Raw genomic sequence first — 16,717 nt, 5'->3', positions numbered from 1 at the left:
GACATGCAACGTAACATCCAAGCGATGGTTGACAAATATCCGGAGCTTCAAGTATGCGCCGGCGAAACCGAACAAGCTTGCCAACTGCTAATCGGTTCATTCAGAAACGGCGGCAAGCTGCTCGTCTGCGGCAATGGCGGGAGCGCATCGGACAGCGAGCATATTGTCGGCGAACTGATGAAGGGATTTATGTCCAAACGGCCGATTCCATCGCAATTCAGAACGACGCTTAATGAACTGTTCCCGGATGAAGGCTGCTATATTGCGGATCGGCTGCAAGGCGCGCTTCCGGCAATCTCGCTGGTTAGCCATACCGCGTTGATGACGGCCTTTGCCAATGATGTCTCGGCAGAAACGGTATTCGCGCAGCAGGTATACGGTTACGGCTGCAAGGGAGACGTGCTCATTGGACTCAGCACATCCGGCAATTCCCCAAACGTCGTAAGAGCGATACAGGTGGCCAGGGCACTTGGCATGCACACCATCGGAATGACGGGCTCAGACGGAGGACTTCTCAAATCGTTATGCGACGTGTCGATTCGCGTCCCTTACGAGCTTACGCTGGACATACAGGAGCGGCATCTGCCTGTCTACCATGCCATATGCCTCGCTGTCGAGGAGGTGTTCTTCGGACAATGAAGCTGCTTGCTGGAATTGATATTGGAGGCACAAAGTGCGCGGTTAGCCTTGGGGTTCTGATTGGAGACGGCACCATCCAAATCGTCTCGAAAACCCGCTTCCATACGCCAAGCACACCGGAAGAAGCGATTGAGCAGCTATTGAACGCGCTCGATAAAGAACTGGAGAATCGTCCCGGAGAAGAGCTGGCGGCTATAGGCATCAGCTGTGGAGGACCGCTCGACAGTCGCCGCGGACTCGTATTGTCCCCACCTAACCTGAAGGGCTGGAACGCGGTAGATATCGTGTCGCCGTTTACCCGTCGTTATGGCGTTCCATCGGCGCTTCAAAATGACGCTAACGCATGCGCGCTGGCGGAGTGGAAGTGGGGCGCAGGGAAAGGCAGTTCCAATATGATTTTCCTGACTTTCGGCACCGGGATGGGAGCCGGACTTATTCTGAATGGAGCGCTCTACTCCGGTACGAACGATATGGCGGGAGAAGTCGGTCATATCCGGCTCGAGAAAGACGGTCCAACCGGTTACGGCAAAGCCGGTTCATTTGAAGGCTTTTGCAGCGGCGGCGGGATCGCACAGCTTGGCAAGCGCATCGTTTCGAAGCGGCTAGCGGATGGCCATCCGCCGGAATTTTGCACAACTGCCGAAGAACTGCCTTTGCTTACCGCCGAGATTGTAGGCCGCGCGGCAGAGCAAGGAGATCCGGTGGCGATAGAAATTTACCGAGTCTCCGCCATGCAGCTGGGTCGCGCGCTCGCCTTGCTCATCGACGTGCTGAATCCGGAGCGTATCGTGATCGGAAGTATTTACGGAAGGCAAAAGGCGATCATGGAGCCGATCGTAATGGAGGAGCTGCGACGCGAAGCTCTTCCTCGCTCCAGCGCCGTGTGCGAAATCTTGCAGGCAGGACTGGGTGAGCAAATCGGCGATTATGCCAGCTTGTCGGTTGCCTTAAATCATCTCCTCGAGAAAGGTGAGATTCAAGTATGAGCACGAGCAGCAGCATTCATCTGATAGGCAATGCGCATTTGGATCCGGTATGGCTATGGCAATGGCAGGAAGGGTATGCAGAGATCAAGGCGACCTTCCGCTCAGCGCTAGACCGTTTGCAGGAATTTCCGGATTTCGTCTTCACTCGTTCTTGCGCCGCCTATTATGCCTGGGTCGAAGAAAACGCGCCGGATATGTTCGAGGAGATCCAACTTCGCGTCGCGGAAGGACGCTGGATTATCGTTGGCGGCTGGTGGATACAGCCGGACTGCAATCTGCCTTCCGGAGAATCGTTCGCACGGCATGGCTTGTACGGACAGCGTTATTTTCAGGAAAAATTCGGCGTTATGGCGAAGGTCGGCTACAACGTCGATTCTTTTGGACATAACGCCATGCTTCCGCAGATCTTGAAGAAGAGCGGAATGGACTATTACGTCTTTATGCGTCCCGAGAAACATGAGAAGGAGCTGGACCGGAATTTGTTCTGGTGGGAATCGGAGGATGGCAGTCGTGTCCTCACGTTCCGTTTGTCAGACAGCTATTCCACCAGTTGGGGGAAGCCGTTTGAGCAGAAGGTGCAAAATCACGAAGAAATGGCGGATGCGAACGGTCATTCGCATATGACATTCTATGGAGTCGGTAACCACGGCGGGGGACCGACGATCGGCAATCTGGAAGCGATTAAGGGACTGCAGGAGAAGCTCGGCAAGGAGCGCATCGTTATCAGCTCGCCGAATCGGTATTTTGCGGAAATCGAAGCAGCGCAACCGGAATTGCCGGTGCTGAAGGACGAGCTGCAGATGCATGCGGTAGGCTGCTACTCCACGCATTCGGAATCGAAGGAGAACAACCGGCGCGCGGAGCATCGGCTATTAAACGCGGAGAAATTCGCTTCGGCCGCTAACGTGCTGCTGGGGCATAAGTATCCGGGTGAGCAATTAAAGCTTGGCTGGGAGAATGTGCTGTTTAACCAATTCCACGACATTATGGGCGGGTGCAGCATCCGCGAGGCTTTCCGGGATGCTCGTGAATCGTATGGCGAAGCGCTGCATATTGCAGCAAAGGCGCTTAACTCGGCCATGCAGCGCATCTCATGGTCCATTGATACGATGAAGCCGGAAATACGCACGCTGAGCAAGGATAAGAACTGGTTGTCCTGGGAGCAGGGCGATTGCGGTACGCCGCTCGTCGTCTTCAATCCTTTATCTTGGGAAGTGGAAGTGCCTGTACATGCGAATCGCAAAATGACCGCGGTGTCGGATGAACAAGGTTATCCAGTAGCTATGCAGACCGTGCGAGCGTCTCGCACCAATGGACAAGACAATTGGGATACGCTGTTCATGGCTCGCGTGCCTGCCATGGGCTACAGAGTTTACTGGTGCTACCTCACCAAAGAGCAGGAAGCGCAAGCGGTAGAATCACCGGTGAGCGCAGAAGGGAATGTGCTGGAGAATGCTTTTTTGCGCGTTGAATTTGCAGCGAACTCCGGTGCGATTAAGAGCCTGCTCGACAAGCGGACGAACACGGAAGTATTTAGCGGCCCGGGTGCAGTGCCGCTAGTCATCGATGAGCATCATAGCGATACATGGGGACATGGGCTGCATAGCTATCGCGAGCTCATCGGGTGTTTCACGGATGCAGAAGTGAAGGTGCTCGAGCGCGGTCCGCTTCGCGGGATCATCCGCGTCACGAGCCGGTACAACGGCTCTACGCTTCGTCAAGATTTTACTCTGCTGCATAACGCCGCCGAGCTTCAAGTAAAGGTGCAGCTCGATTGGCGAGAGAAACATAAGATGCTGAAACTATCCTTTCCTGTTCATGTGGAGCAGCCGGAGTCCGTATCTGAAATTCCGTACGGATACATCCATCGTGAACCGAACGGCCAAGAAATGCCCGGACAGCAATGGTTCGATGTGTTCGGCAAGTCGCGGGAAACAGGTGAAGTACGTGGACTTGCCATTCTCAACAATGGGAAGTACGCTTACGACGTCTTGGGAAGCGAAGCGCGCATGACGGTTGTCCGCAGCCCGATCTTTGCTGACCACTACGGGGAGCGCGACGATCAAGTAGAGTTCATGGAACAGGGAATTCAAGAGTTTGGTTATGCGCTTAAGCCGCATAAGGGCTTCTGGCACCAGTCTGACGTAGTGCGCAAAGCATATGAATTCAATGTGCCGCCGGTCTGCGTGTGGGAAACCTATCACGAGGGTTCGCTGCCACAACGCATGGAAGGGCTGCGCATTTCTGCTCGGCAAGTGGCGGCCACTGTCTTTAAACAGGCGGAGGATGGCGACGGTTGGATATTGCGCTGCTATGAAACGTCAGGCGCTGCCGCTGAATCGGATATTGAAGTGCCTATGCTGAACCGATCTTGGCGCGCCGTTTTTGGCAAATGCGAGATCAAGTCGTTTTTCATTCCGGCCGACGCGTCGCTTCCTGTTCAGGAAGTCAATTTGATTGAATATCGCTAACTTATGACGAAACAAAACGCTGCCAACATCTTGGCAGCGTTTTGATTTGAGGCACAATCAATCAAACTTCGGAGGAAACGACTTGCGGTCCGAGTAGATCCGTATTTAGGTTCTGCAAAGCAGAAAAGACGGAAACTCCCGAAGTTGTTAAACCTCTCACCACCGTTACCAGAATATTGGTGCTCGAAGGAGAAGGGCCAAGCTGGAGCGTGACTGTCCCGGAGGAATTTACACGCGCTAAATCGGCTGCTCCGGTGGATAAATTTAAAGTCTGTTGTGCTATGATTTGAGGGAGAGCGATGATGATAATCGGTATTGCAATCGAGTTCGCATAGCTGGCGTTTTGTGAAGTTTTCGCATCTAGTAATCTCGTGAAATCGCGATCACCTACCGCAGTTACTTTATTTAACCTATGCAGCCTGGGTTAGGTGTGATTGGACGAGCGAGATTCCCCATTATCTTCAATTTTTTTGAACGATTATAAGGACAATATTTCCTTTGTCTCTAGCCAGCGGACTTTAACTTTGCTTTCTTCAGCGCTTTGATCGACACGTTTTCTTATTCCCACTGTCGGAGAATAGAACGGTGGATTGTTAACAAGGTCGAAATGAATGGGAACTAATACTTTTGCCTCAAGCGCGATTGCCGCTGAAACTGCCTGTTCAGGTGACATGACAATCGGTTCCTTACTTGCTGGTTTTACGTTCGGAAATTCAACTACAGGTGCGTTTACAGGTAAAAAAGCCGCATCAAACGGTCCGTGAACACCTTTTATTCTCCACCAATATCCATGCCACAATGTATCTCCGCAATGGATAATTTGTTTACCGCCTGCCGAAACGATCCAAGCAACTTGAGGATCCCCCATACCGTCTACCGAAAAAGTGGGGATTACGTTAAACGAGCTTATCTTTATGGTATCCTTTATTGTAACGCCGAATACAGAAGTAAACCCATATTCCATTACATACTCAACGTTTTCAAACGGGACATAAATCGGAATAGACTGTCCGTAAAATTGTTTGATTGCCACTGGATCAAAATGATCCGGATGGACGTGGGTAAGCAAAACAGCATCCACTTTCCCGAAATCGTCTAATGGATAAAGCACGCCTGAAGGTGTTCCAAGATCAGAAGGGAAATTATAAAACGGATCGATTACAATCCTGCTCTCTTCATGTTCGATGATAATACTTGCCCATGGAAGTTTAACGATTTTCAATTGATTGTTCTCCTCTCAACCTTGTTATCTGTAACAAAAAAAGCTACAGTTAGATCGTATCAGGTCTATAAATAATAGTCTGTAACTTAGTCACGTAATTGTACGAGGCATTCTATTCCATTTTCAGTCCACCTCTCGATTAGACTTGCATCCCTATAGACATAAGTTGGTTATACGAAACGATTCGATTACCATATCTCATAGACTTAGCTCAAACGGAGGCATTGATACATGGAAATCAGAAGAATGGGGTCACAACCTTCAGGCAAAGGACCGTCAGATTATTTTATGGGTACGGTTCGCATCGATCCGTTGATAGAAACGGCTGATCCGGCGCGCGTGGCCGCCGCGAGCGTTACATTCGAGCCCGGGGCTCGGACGGCCTGGCATACGCATCCACTGGGACAAACGCTGATTGTAACGGCTGGCAATGGGCGGGTTCAACGATGGGGCGGACCAATCGAGGAAATTCGTCCCGGTGACGTTGTTTGGTTTCCGCCGGGAGAGAAACATTGGCACGGCGCTTCGCCAGCGACTGCGATGACTCATATCGCCATTCAAGAGCGTCTGGATGGCAAGGCGGTTGAATGGCTGGAGCACGTTAGCGAAGATCAGTATAATAATGTCTAAGAGGGAGGTCATTCTATGATAACCGTTCATGCACGCGCTATATTTAGTCCGGAAGGTCCTTTCAAACTGACCACGATCGAGCGAAGGGATCTTGAACCTCATGATGTCCTGATTGAAATCAAGTTCGCCGGGATTTGCCACTCCGACATCCATGCCGCTCGCGGGGATTGGGGACCCATTAACTATCCGCTAGTACCCGGTCATGAGATCGCCGGAATCGTCACCAAGGTTGGTTCGGAAGTTACGAAGTATACCATTGGCGATCGGGTAGGCGTAGGCTGCATGGTGGACTCTTGCAGAGAGTGTTCCCACTGTCACAGGGGAGATGAACATTATTGCCTGAACGGCAATACAGGAACCTATGGAGCTATTGATAGATACGGGCAATTTACGCAAGGCGGTTACTCCACGCATATCGTAGTAACCGAAGACTTCGTCGTTCGAATTCCGGATGCTATTGCGCTTGACGCAGCCGCTCCGTTGCTGTGTGCCGGCATCACAACGTATTCGCCGCTGCGCCACTGGGGAGCTGCTCCCGGCAAGAAGGTAGCTGTCGTTGGATTTGGCGGTCTTGGACACATGGCCGTTAAGCTCGCTCATGCGATGGGTGCCGAGGTTACGGTGCTATCGCAGACGATGAAGAAGAGAGAAGACGGTTTGCGGCTCGGCGCGGATCACTACTATGCTACTAATGATCCTGAGACATTTAAGCTGCTTGCGGGATCGTTTGATCTTATCGTAAATACTGTGAGCGCGGCGATTGATATCAATGCTTATCTATCCTTGCTGGCACTGGATGGTGCGCTGGTAAACGTCGGCGCCCCGGCCGAGCCGATGTCGATTAACGTATTTCCGCTTATTCTCCAGCGCCGGTCGTTTGCCGGATCGACAATCGGAGGCATCCGCGAAACGCAGGAAATGCTGGACTTCTGCGCGGAGCACGGCATTGTTCCCGAGATTGAAGTGATTGCGGCTAAGGAAATCGATGAAGCTTGGGAGCGCGTCCTTGCATCGGATGTTAAATATCGATTTGTCATCGACATTAGTACAATGGAGAAGGAATAGCACTTCAATGGGGAGCGTAGCATCACCAAGCACGCACACCTTCTCGGCGGTAACGGGAACCAAAGCGAGAATTTATTTTACATCGGGGATTGATATTCCGTTAATTTACGAGTTCGAGCTTTACGCGACTTAAGCCATAAACGCAAAGAAAGCTGCCGATAATTCGGCAGCTTTTTATATTGAAACGCAATAGCTAAGGGATGATGACGTCGGAATAACCGGCAAATATCGTTTGCGATCCCGGAGCCGTGCTCATCCAAGTAGCAATATAGCCGCCGGGAGGAACGCTTGTGATCGTGATATAATCGCCGATCGAGGGAACCGGGCTTGGGCCGACCTGCCCTGCATTCGGGTTGAAGGAGACGTTCGTGATCCTCGTATTCGTAAACGTTTGCCCTCCGTTAATGGACCTTGCCACAAATACGTCGAGATCGAAACCATTCACCTGATTGCTGTAATAAACGACATTGACGACGCCGGTTAACGGATCCACGTCGATGAAAGGGAAGAAGTTCTGCGATCCAGGCGGAGCTCCGGTAATGCTGAACGGCGCTGACCAAGTCAACCCTTCGTTGGTAGATTTCGCTAAGAAGATGTCCGCGTAGCCTTGACGGTTATCTTGCCACACGGCATACACCGCGCCTGTACTAGGTCCGATAGATCGGTCGCAGGATATACTCGGGTAGGTTAGTACCCTGAAGCCATAGCCGGGAACCGGAAGCACCAATGGAACCGGGTCGACGGCAGAGACAAGAATCGGTGCGCCGAAGGTCGTGCCTCCATCCAGCGAACGCCGTATGTAGTAGCTGTCATTAGGCGCATTGACTGTAATCCAGCCCGCATAGACGATTCCCATTAAATCTACCGTTACGGCCGGTCTTCTCACTTTATCGGTAATTTTGGAGAGCAGAACAGGCGTATCCCAGGTCAAGCCTCCATCTCGCGAACGGTCTAAGAAAGCCGTAATATTGCCTCCGTTCGCTACATTGAACTGATTAGCCCTGACGACATAAACATTGCCCAAGTAGGGACTCGATTGTCCGTTATCGGCAATCAGAAAGGTCTCATCATTATTGATGTACGTTCCGTAGCCAGGGGCGACAAGTATCGGATTGCTGAACGTAGCGCCGTTATCATTAGAAATATAGACAAACGTCGACCCGAATTGATGGCCTGGGAAGACATGGGCACTGACGATAAAGGTGTTTGGGAATTTGTAAGCTACAGATGGGCATTCCGCTCCGGTAAATATTCCGGGCGGGAGTGGAAGCAAGGTGGTGGTCCAGGTGCTGCCTCCGTTCAATGAACGATAGAGTCCAACTTTAGGCGACTCCCCGTCCGTGTGGTCAGTCGCCGTAGCCACCATGATACCCGGAATGAGGAGATTGACCGCGATGCTTGGCTCAAATTTGGGCAGTATTCCGGTTGTCACTTGAAAATTAAAATTTGTCATTTTCCTCCATCCCCTAATAAACGTATTAATTCATCCTATTGCGTTGAAGATCGTCCTATTCGATATCAGTTATCGTTTGCTCGCTATAAAATGTGCACTCTGACTATCTCGGCCATCGTTATTTTTTCATAGATTAGTATAGATGGAAGGGGTGCTGGAGCATGGCGAAAGTCGGCGTTGTCATGCCGGTTTATTATCAGAATGAAGTTTATATCCGATTGGCGATTCAAACGGTTCGCAATCAATCTTACCGAGACTTTGCTTTCCTGATTGTCATCGATGGAGCTCCCGAGCTGCTGCCTCTTATTCAGGAGTGTACAGCCGGAGATCGCCGCGTAACGATCGTTTCCTATCCAGTCAATCAGGGAGTCGCGTTCGCGCTTAATTATGGATTTGAACTCTTAATGGACCAAGGTTACGATTACTTGACGTGGGTGTCGACAGACAACATTTATTACCTGCAATTTTTGAGCACGTTAGTGAACGAAATGGATCGCGCAGCTCCTAATGTGGGCATCGTGTACAGCAGCTTCAATCAAATCTTCGAGAACGGCGAACCCGCACATACGCCAGAGTTTCTCCGCACGCTGCGCAGCTGGCAGAACCGTCCCAAGGAGGCATTGCTTGACGGCTGCATTATCGGGCCTGCCTTTATTCACCGTGCGGAGTATTGCCGTCTCGTAGACGGATATCGGTTTAAATATATTCAAGATTACGATTATTGGCTGCGGATGACCGATTTCTGCGACATCAAGTATGTGCCTGTCGAACTGATGGATTATCGGATCAATTCTCCGTTTAGCTTATCTACCCACATTGCAAACGATATCTCGAAGCACCGCTTATGCTGGAACGAGGTTCACAAGTCCCACTATGAAACGCGCCAGAGGCGAAACATGCCGCTGCTGTTTAGTGCATTGTTCATTGTTAAGCCGGGCGAAGTGGCCCGTGCGCATACTGCGCTTGGGAACATCATTGACCAGTATGAAACCAACTGCGAGATCATCGTCGTCAGCCTGACGACGCAAAAAGAAATCGAAGAGATCGTAGAACCGTTCCACGACCCTCGGGTGCGCATCTTGTATTATGTCAATCATTCGATCAACTATGCTCTGCACAAGGCACTTGGAAGAGCAAAAAGCGAGTGGTGCATTATTTTCGACAGCGAGCATGCGCCGGCAGATGTAACCTTCGTTCGAAGTATAATAGAATCGCACCTCATGGATGCGGGATCGACTTCGTCCGTCTCGTTATACAATAAGGAAATCACGACATCGCGAACGATTACGTATTTGTATCAGACTATGACCGTTCGCTCGGGTATGCAGGCGTTTATTAGAGCTTCATTGTAGGCTGCTTCAAGCAGCGAAGAGACACAAAAAAAAAGAGCGTGCGAACGCTCTTTTTTTTGTGTAACTGTATTGATTATTGCCCGCTCAGACGAATTTGGTTGATGGCTTGGGCCAAAATATCCATCGTCCGGTTCGATTCGGCAAGCGTATTTGCCGTCCCGCCGACCTCGATTAACGCGCTGGCAGGCGAGTAGTTCTGATTATACCACCCATTGCCGACGCTGGTATCTTTATAGTAGATTCCTCTGGACAGACCGGGGTAATTGGCCGTGACCAGTGCTTGTAATTTTTTGGCGAAAGCATCGTTCTGCTTCCAGTTCGGGTTCTCGAGCCCGATGACAAAATATAATTTGGCGTAGTTCGTGCCGCGAATATTGACTGTCGTCTCCCTTCGGGGACTCGTATCGCGATGAATATCAAAGAGATACTTGATTTGCGGATGCTGAGCCAGTTGATTAATAATCGATTTCTCCGAGTAAACATAGGATTTCCCGTAATTAAATTGGCTGCCATAGATAGATGCGTAGTCGTAGGAAGTATGATAAACCTCAGCGCCCATTGCTTGTAGGACACCGGTCAACCTTGCTCCTAACATAGCAACATTTGTCGTCGCATTGTATGCCAGATCGGGATTCGTTACACCGGGCAATTCGGGGATCCAGGATTCCCGGTTATGCGATTGATAAATATAGATCGCCGACTTCGAAATCGGATTCGTCGCCGTCTTCGCAACCAAACGAACAACCAATTTAGAGGGATCCCCGGTGTTTTCGATTTGATAGCTCACTTTCTGTTTTAAATCCGCTACGACTTGAATCGTCGATGTTTCCGAATCTTTTAGTTGATAACGAACTTTAGAGATATAGGTGTTGTTCGGAGAAACGTTCACTTCACCCATTGTATTCTCGGGCGGCTCGCTAATAAGCCCATTAAATGTTACACCGGGCAAATTGATGACCAGACGATCCGGGTCATTTGCTGTAGTAATGCTTGGCGTGAATCTCCCATTAGTGGCAATAGTGAATAAACTATTATCCGCTAGAATTGATTGCAGCGCGGGATATTGATCCGGAGGTATTGCGGGCACGCTCGGATCGGTGGCAGGGTCACTTCCGGATACATCGCTATTTGTTCTAAATAGACGTACTGCGTAAGCTGAAGCGTCCCACTTCACGACGAGACCAAGATTTTCGGCGACGAAACGAATCGGGAGTAACGTTACCCCATTAATGACAATTGGCGGCTGCTCCAAACGTATCGTTTTTCCGCCGAGAATCGCATAGGTCCCGTTAATGGGCAGTACGATTGACGTCTCATCATTGTAGAGGGTTGCGATCTGACTCTTCTTATTCCATGTTACGTTTACGCCTAAACCTTCGGCAATGGCGCGAATCGGCACCATCGTGGTCTGATGGACCAAGCGTGGGGCAACGGACGAGCTGAGCTTTTTCCCTTCAAGGAACAATTGAATCGTTGCAGGTGCCGCATGAGAAGCCGGGGCAGTAAGAGAGAGTATGAACAAAAGCGTCAACAATGCAATAATCGATCTTTTCATTTTTCCACCTCTAGTCTAGTTGTCAATTCTAGCAACACAAAAAACGACAGCCTCTTAAAAATAAGAAACTTTCGCCATGATCTCAATGCTATATTTCTGGAAATAACATAAAAACGATGAAATGATTGTTTTTTCAACCCAATTCAAACCAGTCCGTATCGAAATAGGGCACGCGAGTACAGACGGCTTGTTAGCGTGTGAATAGATTGTATTACCTGCAGAAAAGAGGTGATGATTGATGGCTGTAAAATCAAAGATGACCAAGAACAGCGCAAAGCAATGGATAGGCCAACCGGTTTATATCGAACTAAAGGACGGGAGCACTTATTGGGGCTTTGTTACTGAAGCAAAGAGCGGGCAACTGATTGTATCCGGCCAGCGGAGTCCGTACACAACTAAGATGGTCTCGACTAAACGCGGAGGTAAAGCTGCGGTATCCGGTTTTATACCCGGCTTGCTGGGCTCGATGGTTGGGGGCAGTTCTATGTTTGGCGGAGGTATAGGCGGCATCTTTTCCGGTGCCGGAGGCTTAGGCGGAGGTAGTCTAGGCAACGGATTAGCCGGAAGCTTTGGGAACTTTGAAAGTATCATGGGATTAATGGGAAATATGGGTAAAACCTTTCCCGTGATGAAAATGGGTTACGGGATGATCAAATCCATTATGCCGATTCTGAAAATGTTTTAACGGTTAAGGCTAACTTGGAAAATGGGGAGTAATAATCAGTTGGGCGCAGGGGTAAATTATCGGAGATGGGCTGCAATTTCGGCTCAACCACGTACGCAGGAGGTTGCTGACTCAAATCATGTACCGAATATTACGAAACGCCCTAGCCGTATTACTCTCCAGCTTGTTACTTATAACCGGGCTAACGTATGCCGCTCCGGCCCATGCCAATGAAGCATCGAAGCCGGCGCGCCAAGTAAGCTCTTCTGACGCGGCAATGGCGAAGAAGGTACTTAACAGCTTCTATAAGCCTGCGCTGAACGGCAGGTTTCCCGGCTCGGTGAACAGGTTGAAAATCGGGGTAAGCACCCGGAAGAACGTTCTTGGACTCATCGGCCAACCAGACAAGCAGCGAACGGACGCGGACGGGTTCGACTTGTACCACGCCGAGATGGGGCACCCCGGATATGCCGTCGCATATAAGCTGAACAAGATTCGGGAAATCCGCTACTTCGGGACCAATATCGAACGGGAGACGAATATCGGCGGCATTACGAAACGCATGCTCATCGGAGCGTGGGGAGCTCCTTCCGGATCCGTCAAGATTCGCAACGGTTCATTGGTTCAACAGAAGATCACTTACATCCGCGGTGCATACAAACTGGCGTTTATCTTCAATTCCAGTACGAATCTCGATCATATTAACCTGCTGAAACGTTAATGGGATTCACGATTAGCCGCCTCCACGTGATGCGGCTTTTTTTCATTGACAATGGTCGGAATAACGGATTACTTCTCCCATGTGGTAAAATGGAGACATCTATAAACCGGAGGTCATGATATGACGATAGGATCTCAAAACGATATCGATGGTCTGAAGGAAATCGGCAAAATCGTTGCCTTGACGATCAATGAAATGAAACATCACGCACGCGTTGGCATGACGACGAAAGAACTGGATGAATTTGGAGGAAGGATTTTGAAGAGGCATGGCGCTATGGCTGCGCCAAAGTCGGTGTATAACTTTCCCGGGAACACTTGTATTAGCATTAACCGCGAGGTTGCCCATGGAATTCCGGGAAATCGAAAGATTCAACCCGGCGATTTAATCAACATCGATGTTTCAGCTGAACTAGGAGGGTATTATGCGGATGCAGGGCACTCTTTTCCAATGCCGACTTGCAACCCGGCTTTAACACATCTCTGCCAATACACGCACGATACGATGATGAAGGTGATCTCTTCCCTTAAGCATGGCGTAAGACTGAACGAAATCGGTCGGATCATGGAAGGCGAAGCTGCATTAGGCGGCTACACGATTATTAAAAATCTGTGCAGTCACGGCGTTGGTAAATCGCTGCATGAAGCCCCGACAGAAATTCTTCCCTTTTATAACAAACATGATAAACGTGTTTTGAAAGAGGGAATGGTTATTACAATTGAGCCTTTTTTATCAACCGGTGCCGACTATGCCGTCGAACAGCAGGATGGGTGGACATTATGTGTACCTGACAATAGTTTTACGGCACAACATGAGCATACGGTCATCATTACAAAGAATCAGCCCATCATCGTGACTGTCGCGTAGTCCTGGACTGCTGTCATTTAGAACAATCGGAGGATTATATGTCCTGGAGCAAACTGAAGCAACAACTGGAGAGTTTTCTTAGTCCTGCGTTAATGGGTAGGGTCGAATACCGCGCTACCAGCTACCGGTATTCACCTGATAAAGCAGGTCATTGTTATATTGCGGTAGATAAAAAGAACGTACTCAACATGAATGATGGAACGACATCAATCAGATGGTACCAGTCCGAGCAGGAAATCAAGAATGACGCAGCTATTCAAATTCCGATCCATCATGAAGTAATTGAGGCTATCCGAACAGAGACCAAGGGGCTGGTTCCGGAGGAGCGTCTACAAGTTATTGCAAGAGGCAGAAAAATAGCGGAACTTGCAAAAGAGCTTCTGTCCGCACAAGCAGCATTAAGTAAATCGAACTTTACTGTTGAAGCCAATAAGTTTCTGGCCCGACCTATAGAGGAAAGCTTAGAGAGTCCTGATATCTTATTGAATATACTGGCTTTGATGGACAGGCGAGTCGGAAGGAAGCGCATTCTAAACTTGAGCGAGAAGATCAAATTAAAGCATCCATGCGTGCAGTATTTTTATGAACTTCGGCTAAGTACGGTGTAGAGCGGTTTAAGAATAATTTTATTATTCCCCCAGCTCCTATTTAATAAGTTTTCCTTATCATTAGTGCATGATAAGGAGGTTGGGCATGGAAAAAAACATAAGGAATCATGTATTCATCCACGGGCTGTTTGTATTATATATGTATGCTTTGATCAAAATTATATTGTTTAAGTTCGGCCCAATTGACTTCGCATGGCTTTGGCTTCAACTGAAGGAGAGTTTAGCAAGCCCGGCTTATATAAGCAGTCGTTTGCAAAGCGGGAATTTGATTCCCTTTAAAGAAATAACCACGGCGATTCATGTCCAATCGAGTCATAATCTGATCAACTTGTATGGGAATATCGCGATCTTCATTCCATTTGGCATGTTCATCGGTTTGATGTCCCCTAACAAAGGCGGATCTGTTATCGGTGCTTTCTTCCGATCATTCGGATTAAGCTTATGTCTGGAAACTGCGCAGATCTTGTTCGCCATCGGACGATTTGATGTCGACGACCTCATTCTGAATGCAAGCGGCGGCTTGATCGGATACACGGCCTTGGTGTTGTTCATACGCTTAATGGGAACGATATCGATACGACGAGATATTGAAATAAAGGAGTAGAATGCCGATGTCGAATTTGATTGCAGATATTAAGATTCCAGATAGTAAACTAGCCGTTGAAGCAGCCGAATTATTGCGCGAGCATGGTGACGATCTGTTGTGGAATCATTCGAACCGGGTATTTCTGTTTGCGGCTATGAACGGGAACCGGAAGCAGATTAAATACGATCCTGAATTGCTATATATCAGTTCCCTTTTTCATGATATTGGCCTCACTCCCAAATTTCGAAGCGATGACAAACGATTTGAAGTCGATGGGGCTAATGCTGCCCGCGATTTTCTCCAAAGTCGCGGCGTTCCGGAAGATGACATTCGGCTGGTGTGGGATGCCGTTGCCCTTCATACTACGATAGGAATCGTGGAATATAAGGAAGCAGAAGTGGCCCTTATGAATTTCGGCGTCGGCTATGATGTGGTAGGGAAAAACTTCGATCTGATTTCAACGGAAGCGCGGCAGCAAGTCGTCGAGGCATTTCCTCGTAACAATTTCAAGCACAAGATCTTGCATGCCTTTCTGGAGGGCTTCAAACACAAGCCGGAAACGACATACGGCAACATTAACGCGGATGTCTGCGAGCTGCTTCTTCCGGGATACAAGCGACCTAATTTCTGCCATAGTGTTCTTCATTCCAGATGGGATGAGTAGAAAGCGAAAACATTAAGATATAAACGGCGGCCAGCGATTGAAGTGACCCCATTTGTTAGACACGACTAACAAATGGGGTCACTTCACGATATGGCTGCCGTTTTTTCATGAATGGGCAGGATTGCGTTATCATTCCACGAATATACTCGGTGGTTGTATCGCTCGCTATATTAGGGGGAATTTTGTTGCGTTTTGAACCGATCGATGTAATCCAACATAGAACGTTTATGATTCCATTTCGCAGAGATTCCTTCATTGTCAGTTTCGGTTCAGATCAGGACTTCGGGAATGAAGAGGAATATATCGATTGGGTAAGCGAAAAATCAAAGCAATTTCCAGACGGATTGGTAGTAGCTATGGAAAATGAAATACCGATCGGCCAGCTTGAGCTTACGATCAAAGAAGTCCATGATAGCAAAATCGGTTATGTCCATCTATATTACTTGGTTCCTGAAAAACGTGGGATAGGATTAGGCAAGGAACTCCACCAATATGCGCTTAAGTTCTTTGAGAACAATGGAGTCAAGGAATATCAGCTTCTGGTTTCCTCTTCGAATCCAACCGCATTACGTTTCTACCATAAAAACGGAATGCAGGAAATAGGTTTCGAACAAGACGGGAAAGTAATCCGAATGATAGGGACTGTGAGGGGAAATCCCGTGAATGGCCATGACATACTGGCGGGTATAGAGTGGCAAGACTCCGCCCCAATATTGAAAGCTATACTTGCTGCAGAGGCTGATCTGACGATTAGCACACTTACGCCGGGACTCGAGGCGGATGTGGTTAAGATCACGCATGGCGACAAGCATTTTGTGCTTAAGGTGTGGAACAAACGCCCGAAACCCGATGTCTTGCGCCAATATCGCCTGCTGGAGGCTCTCCATCCTCAGGGAATCCGCGTATCTGAACCTATCGGCCATGGGCGAACCGCAACCGGGGATGGGGTGCTGCTGACCCGCTATCACGGCACGGCGGTAACGAAGGTAAGTCCATTGGACGAATGGACAACTGGGCGATTCCAGATATGATCTGTCATGGGCTTGTCTGCTGGTGCGTATCTATTTGAGTGATAGTAAGAGCTTAACATTTCTGTACAGCTATCAAGAGGAAATACCCGTAGCAACGGAGGAGTTGGAGATCTTTGAAGCACTTGCCTGTCTAAGGTGGCTGCTGCTAGACCGAGTCGTTGGCATGCCCAAACACGCGGATACGATGAAGAGAGTAAGAAAAA

General features: G+C 49.1%; 17 protein-coding genes. 14 read left to right on the top strand and 3 right to left on the bottom strand.

All coding sequences use genetic code 11. The features are described from left to right. Positions 1–3: 3 nt before the first annotated feature. The 3 genes from I8J30_RS10200 to I8J30_RS10190 are packed head-to-tail and all read left to right on the top strand — an operon-like array spanning position 4 to position 4,096. Complete coding sequence (locus I8J30_RS10200) at positions 4–639, top strand: D-sedoheptulose-7-phosphate isomerase (protein WP_210657876.1); 636 nt, start codon at positions 4–6, stop codon at positions 637–639. Next, the gene (locus I8J30_RS10195) at positions 636–1,625 is read left to right on the top strand and encodes an ROK family protein (protein ID WP_210657874.1); all 990 of its coding nucleotides are present in this window, start codon (positions 636–638) and stop codon (positions 1,623–1,625) included. The genes I8J30_RS10200 and I8J30_RS10195 overlap by 4 nt, the downstream gene beginning before the upstream one ends. Next, on the top strand, positions 1,622–4,096 hold the full coding sequence (locus tag I8J30_RS10190; protein WP_210657872.1) for an alpha-mannosidase: 2,475 nt from the start codon (positions 1,622–1,624) through the stop codon (positions 4,094–4,096). Before I8J30_RS10195 ends, I8J30_RS10190 begins: the two co-directional genes overlap by 4 nt. A gap of 478 nt (positions 4,097–4,574) precedes the next feature. Here the strand turns inward: I8J30_RS10190 and I8J30_RS10185 are convergent, their stop codons facing one another. After that, on the bottom strand, positions 4,575–5,318 hold the full coding sequence (locus tag I8J30_RS10185; RefSeq protein WP_210657871.1) for an MBL fold metallo-hydrolase: 744 nt from the start codon (positions 5,316–5,318) through the stop codon (positions 4,575–4,577). A gap of 231 nt (positions 5,319–5,549) precedes the next feature. Between I8J30_RS10185 and I8J30_RS10180 the strand changes: the two genes are divergently transcribed. From I8J30_RS10180 to I8J30_RS33625, 3 genes are read left to right on the top strand one after another with little or no spacing between them, the layout of a single operon-like run. Beyond that, on the top strand, positions 5,550–5,948 hold the full coding sequence (locus tag I8J30_RS10180) for a (R)-mandelonitrile lyase (RefSeq protein WP_210657869.1): 399 nt from the start codon (positions 5,550–5,552) through the stop codon (positions 5,946–5,948). Positions 5,949–5,963: 15 nt separating this feature from the next. Continuing rightward, a complete protein-coding gene (locus I8J30_RS10175) occupies positions 5,964–7,013 on the top strand; it encodes an NAD(P)-dependent alcohol dehydrogenase (protein WP_210657867.1) in 1,050 nt (349 codons plus the stop codon). 7 nt (positions 7,014–7,020) lie between these two features. Beyond that, complete coding sequence (locus tag I8J30_RS33625) at positions 7,021–7,146, top strand: hypothetical protein (RefSeq protein WP_276316119.1); 126 nt, start codon at positions 7,021–7,023, stop codon at positions 7,144–7,146. 60 nt (positions 7,147–7,206) lie between these two features. Here the strand turns inward: I8J30_RS33625 and I8J30_RS10170 are convergent, their stop codons facing one another. After that, the gene (locus I8J30_RS10170) at positions 7,207–8,466 is read right to left on the bottom strand and encodes a sialidase family protein (RefSeq protein ID WP_210657865.1); all 1,260 of its coding nucleotides are present in this window, start codon (positions 8,464–8,466) and stop codon (positions 7,207–7,209) included. 161 nt (positions 8,467–8,627) lie between these two features. Here I8J30_RS10170 and I8J30_RS10165 point away from each other — a divergent pair, with 161 nt between their 5' ends. Continuing rightward, on the top strand, positions 8,628–9,818 hold the full coding sequence (locus I8J30_RS10165; protein ID WP_210657863.1) for a glycosyltransferase family 2 protein: 1,191 nt from the start codon (positions 8,628–8,630) through the stop codon (positions 9,816–9,818). 73 nt (positions 9,819–9,891) lie between these two features. Here the strand turns inward: I8J30_RS10165 and spoIIP are convergent, their stop codons facing one another. Beyond that, on the bottom strand, positions 9,892–11,373 hold the full coding sequence (spoIIP, locus tag I8J30_RS10160) for a stage II sporulation protein P (RefSeq protein WP_210657861.1): 1,482 nt from the start codon (positions 11,371–11,373) through the stop codon (positions 9,892–9,894). Between the two features lie 238 nt (positions 11,374–11,611). Here spoIIP and I8J30_RS10155 point away from each other — a divergent pair, with 238 nt between their 5' ends. The 7 genes from I8J30_RS10155 to I8J30_RS33960 all read left to right on the top strand — a co-directional run bounded on the left by I8J30_RS10155 (position 11,612) and on the right by I8J30_RS33960 (position 16,514). Continuing rightward, the gene (locus I8J30_RS10155) at positions 11,612–12,058 is read left to right on the top strand and encodes a hypothetical protein (RefSeq protein WP_210657858.1); all 447 of its coding nucleotides are present in this window, start codon (positions 11,612–11,614) and stop codon (positions 12,056–12,058) included. Between the two features lie 118 nt (positions 12,059–12,176). Further along, positions 12,177–12,758 (top strand): YjgB family protein, encoded by a 582-nt coding sequence (locus tag I8J30_RS10150; RefSeq protein ID WP_210657856.1) that lies wholly within the window; start codon positions 12,177–12,179, stop codon positions 12,756–12,758. Positions 12,759–12,878: 120 nt separating this feature from the next. Then, positions 12,879–13,625 carry a type I methionyl aminopeptidase gene (gene map / locus I8J30_RS10145; RefSeq protein ID WP_210657854.1) on the top strand — a complete coding sequence of 249 codons (747 nt, stop codon included), beginning with the start codon at positions 12,879–12,881 and terminating at the stop codon, positions 13,623–13,625. Positions 13,626–13,663: 38 nt separating this feature from the next. Next, positions 13,664–14,233, top strand: coding sequence for an SF0329 family protein (locus I8J30_RS10140; RefSeq protein ID WP_210657853.1), 570 nt, complete (start codon positions 13,664–13,666; stop codon positions 14,231–14,233). A gap of 85 nt (positions 14,234–14,318) precedes the next feature. Then, positions 14,319–14,837: a VanZ family protein gene (locus tag I8J30_RS10135; protein ID WP_210657851.1), complete on the top strand. Its 519-nt coding sequence runs from the start codon at positions 14,319–14,321 to the stop codon at positions 14,835–14,837. Between the two features lie 7 nt (positions 14,838–14,844). Next, positions 14,845–15,483 carry an HD domain-containing protein gene (locus I8J30_RS10130; RefSeq protein ID WP_210657849.1) on the top strand — a complete coding sequence of 213 codons (639 nt, stop codon included), beginning with the start codon at positions 14,845–14,847 and terminating at the stop codon, positions 15,481–15,483. 185 nt (positions 15,484–15,668) lie between these two features. After that, entirely contained in the window at positions 15,669–16,514 is an 846-nt protein-coding gene (locus I8J30_RS33960; protein ID WP_210657847.1) for a GNAT family N-acetyltransferase, read from the top strand. Positions 16,515–16,717: the final 203 nt, after the last annotated feature.

The sequence above is a fragment of the Paenibacillus lignilyticus genome (assembly GCF_017942085.1).
Classification (GTDB): domain Bacteria; phylum Bacillota; class Bacilli; order Paenibacillales; family Paenibacillaceae; genus Paenibacillus_Z; species Paenibacillus_Z lignilyticus.
The sequence above is the reverse complement of the archived record's forward strand: the minus strand, read 5'-3'. Positions and strand labels throughout refer to the sequence as shown.

What these genes read in the sequence shown, in the direction of transcription:
- I8J30_RS10150 (WP_210657856.1), top strand. Translation starts at nt 12,177, where the DNA reads ATGTACCGAATATTACGAAACGCCCTAGCCGTATTACTCTCCAGCTTG.
- I8J30_RS10200 (WP_210657876.1), top strand. Translation starts at nt 4, where the DNA reads ATGCAACGTAACATCCAAGCGATGGTTGACAAATATCCGGAGCTTCAA.
- I8J30_RS10135 (WP_210657851.1), top strand. Translation starts at nt 14,319, where the DNA reads ATGGAAAAAAACATAAGGAATCATGTATTCATCCACGGGCTGTTTGTA.
- I8J30_RS10170 (WP_210657865.1), bottom strand. Translation starts at nt 8,466, where the DNA reads ATGACAAATTTTAATTTTCAAGTGACAACCGGAATACTGCCCAAATTT.
- I8J30_RS10130 (WP_210657849.1), top strand. Translation starts at nt 14,845, where the DNA reads ATGTCGAATTTGATTGCAGATATTAAGATTCCAGATAGTAAACTAGCC.
- I8J30_RS10140 (WP_210657853.1), top strand. Translation starts at nt 13,664, where the DNA reads ATGTCCTGGAGCAAACTGAAGCAACAACTGGAGAGTTTTCTTAGTCCT.
- I8J30_RS10175 (WP_210657867.1), top strand. Translation starts at nt 5,964, where the DNA reads ATGATAACCGTTCATGCACGCGCTATATTTAGTCCGGAAGGTCCTTTC.
- map (WP_210657854.1), top strand. Translation starts at nt 12,879, where the DNA reads ATGACGATAGGATCTCAAAACGATATCGATGGTCTGAAGGAAATCGGC.
- I8J30_RS10180 (WP_210657869.1), top strand. Translation starts at nt 5,550, where the DNA reads ATGGAAATCAGAAGAATGGGGTCACAACCTTCAGGCAAAGGACCGTCA.
- I8J30_RS33625 (WP_276316119.1), top strand. Translation starts at nt 7,021, where the DNA reads ATGGGGAGCGTAGCATCACCAAGCACGCACACCTTCTCGGCGGTAACG.
- I8J30_RS10165 (WP_210657863.1), top strand. Translation starts at nt 8,628, where the DNA reads ATGGCGAAAGTCGGCGTTGTCATGCCGGTTTATTATCAGAATGAAGTT.
- I8J30_RS10155 (WP_210657858.1), top strand. Translation starts at nt 11,612, where the DNA reads ATGGCTGTAAAATCAAAGATGACCAAGAACAGCGCAAAGCAATGGATA.
- I8J30_RS10190 (WP_210657872.1), top strand. Translation starts at nt 1,622, where the DNA reads ATGAGCACGAGCAGCAGCATTCATCTGATAGGCAATGCGCATTTGGAT.
- spoIIP (WP_210657861.1), bottom strand. Translation starts at nt 11,373, where the DNA reads ATGAAAAGATCGATTATTGCATTGTTGACGCTTTTGTTCATACTCTCT.
- I8J30_RS10195 (WP_210657874.1), top strand. Translation starts at nt 636, where the DNA reads ATGAAGCTGCTTGCTGGAATTGATATTGGAGGCACAAAGTGCGCGGTT.